This window comes from Roseicyclus sp. (assembly GCF_965662675.1).
In the GTDB taxonomy this organism is placed as follows: Bacteria; Pseudomonadota; Alphaproteobacteria; order Rhodobacterales; family Rhodobacteraceae; genus Roseicyclus.
Genome location: NZ_CBFIIK010000173.1, coordinates 1 through 2,523 on the forward strand (window position 1 = coordinate 1; position 2,523 = coordinate 2,523).

Sequence of the window (2,523 nt, forward strand, 5' to 3'; positions counted from 1 at the left end):
AAACCGCCGCCCCTGCCACTGCCCCTGCCGTTGCCGCGGCGCCCGTCGCCGCAGCGGTCGACCGCAGCCCCGATTGGCCCGCCGGCACGCCGATGAAAACCCAGACGGTACGCGAAGCGCTGCGCGACGCGATGGCCGAGGAAATGCGCGCCGATCCCACCGTCTTCGTGATGGGTGAAGAGGTCGCGGAATATCAGGGCGCCTATAAGGTCACCCAAGGGCTGCTTGATGAATTCGGCGCCAAGCGCGTCATCGACACGCCGATCACCGAGCATGGCTTCGCGGGCATCGGTGTCGGCGCGGCGTTTGGCGGGCTCAAGCCCATCGTCGAATTCATGACCTTCAACTTCTCGATGCAGGCCATCGACCATGTGATCAACTCGGCCGCCAAAACGCTTTACATGTCGGGCGGCCAGATGGGCGCGCCGATGGTCTTTCGCGGCCCCAATGGTGCCGCCGCCCGCGTGGGCGCACAGCACAGCCAGGATTTCGCGGCATGGTATGCCCATATTCCCGGCTTGAAAGTCGTGCAGCCCTATTCAGCGGCCGATGCCAAGGGCCTTCTCAAGACCGCGATCCGCGATCCCAACCCGGTGATCTTCCTTGAAAACGAGATCCTTTATGGCCGCTCCTTCGAGGTGCCGGATATCGCTGATTTCACCATCCCCTTCGGCAAGGCCCGCATCTGGCGCGAAGGCAGCGATGTGACGCTGATCAGCTGGGGCATCGGCATGACCTACACGCTCGAGGCCGCCGAGATCTTGGCCAAGGAAGGCATTTCTGCGGAGGTGATCGACCTGCGTACGCTGCGCCCGCTCGATTACGACACGGTGCTGGCCTCGGTGATGAAAACCAACCGTTGCGTCACCATCGAGGAAGGCTTTCCCGTCGCCTCGATCGGCAACCATCTGGGCGCATGGATCATGCAAAACGCCTTCGACTATCTCGATGCGCCGGTGATCAACTGCACGGGCAAGGATGTACCGATGCCCTATGCGGCCAATCTTGAAAAGCTGGCGCTCGTCACCACCGCCGAGGTGGTCGCGGCCGCGCGTCAAGTCACCTATCGCTGAGGAGCGCGCATTATGCCTACGGAAATCCTGATGCCCGCGCTCTCCCCCACGATGGAGGAGGGCACACTTGCCAAATGGCTGGTGAAAGAGGGCGATAACGTCAAATCCGGCGACATCATCGCCGAGATCGAGACCGACAAGGCGACGATGGAATTCGAAGCCGTCGATGAGGGGGTGATCGGCAAGATCCTGATCGCCGAGGGTAGCGAAGGCGTCAAGGTCAACGCCCCGATCGCGGTGTTGCTGGTCGATGGGGAAAGTGCAGGCGACATGACAAGCGCGCCTGCCCCTGCCCCGACATCTGCCCCTGCTGCCGCGCCCGCAGCTGCCCCTGCCGCGGTTACCGCATCGGTACCTGCGCCCGCGGCCCCCAAAGCCGCCGATGGCGCACGGGTCTTCGCCACGCCCTTGGCGCGACGCATCGCGGCTGAAAAAGGGCTTGATCTGGGCGCGGTCAAGGGCTCTGGCCCGCATGGCCGCATCGTCAAGGCCGATGTGGCGGGCGCCACCGCCAGCGCCGTGCCGCAAGCGGCCGCTGCCCCTGCCCCGGCTGCGAAAGCCGCCACCGCGATGCCAACCGGGCCTGACGCGGCTCAGGTCATCCGCATGTATGAGGGGCGCGACTATGAAGAGGTCAAGCTTGACGGCATGCGCAAGACGGTCGCCGCGCGGCTGACCGAGGCAAAACAGACGATCCCGCATTTCTACCTGCGCCGCGATATCAAGCTTGATGCGCTGATGGCGTTTCGCGGGCAGCTCAACAAGCAGCTGGAAAGCCGTGGCGTGAAGCTGTCGGTCAATGATTTCATCATCAAGGCCTGTGCGCTGGCGCTGCAGCAAGTGCCCGCCGCCAATTCCGTTTGGGCGGGTGACCGGATGCTACGCCTCAAACCCTCGGATGTCGCGGTGGCGGTGGCGATCGATGGCGGGCTGTTCACGCCCGTGCTGAAAGACGCAGAACAAAAAAGCCTGTCTGCATTGTCGGCCGAGATGAAGGATCTGGCGAAACGCGCCCGCGACCGCAAGCTGGCACCGCATGAATATGTCGGTGGCACCTTCGCGATTTCGAACCTCGGCATGTTTGGGATCGACAATTTCGACGCGGTCATCAACCCGCCTCATGGTGCGATCCTGGCCGTGGGTGCGGGCGTCAAGAAACCCGTGGTCGGTGCCGATGGCGGGCTGACGGTCGCGACCGTCATGTCGGTCACGCTTTCAGTCGATCACCGGGTCATCGACGGGGCGCTTGGGGCAGAGCTGTTGCAAGCAATTGTTGACAATCTCGAGAATCCCATGGCTATGCTTGCATAAGCAAGGAATTGCGGCGCCGGGGAGGAGCGGTACCGCGAAAGCACGGGGCCGCGATGCATGCATCGGCGGCCCCGTCGCATGAATGGGCCCATGATCTGATAGAAGAATGGCGTGCGGACAAAACCGATACGCCTATGGC

2 protein-coding genes are annotated in these 2,523 nt (G+C 63.3%); both read left to right on the top strand.

Annotated elements, in window-relative coordinates; all coding sequences use genetic code 11:
• Positions 1-1,073, top strand: a 1,073-nt coding sequence (locus ACTG4J_RS15175) for a pyruvate dehydrogenase complex E1 component subunit beta (RefSeq protein ID WP_439140572.1), incomplete at its 5' end; no start/stop codon positions are given.
• Between the two features lie 12 nt (positions 1,074-1,085).
• Positions 1,086-2,384 (top strand): pyruvate dehydrogenase complex dihydrolipoamide acetyltransferase, encoded by a 1,299-nt coding sequence (locus tag ACTG4J_RS15180; RefSeq protein ID WP_439140573.1) that lies wholly within the window; start codon positions 1,086-1,088, stop codon positions 2,382-2,384.
• Positions 2,385-2,523 lie beyond the last annotated feature (139 nt).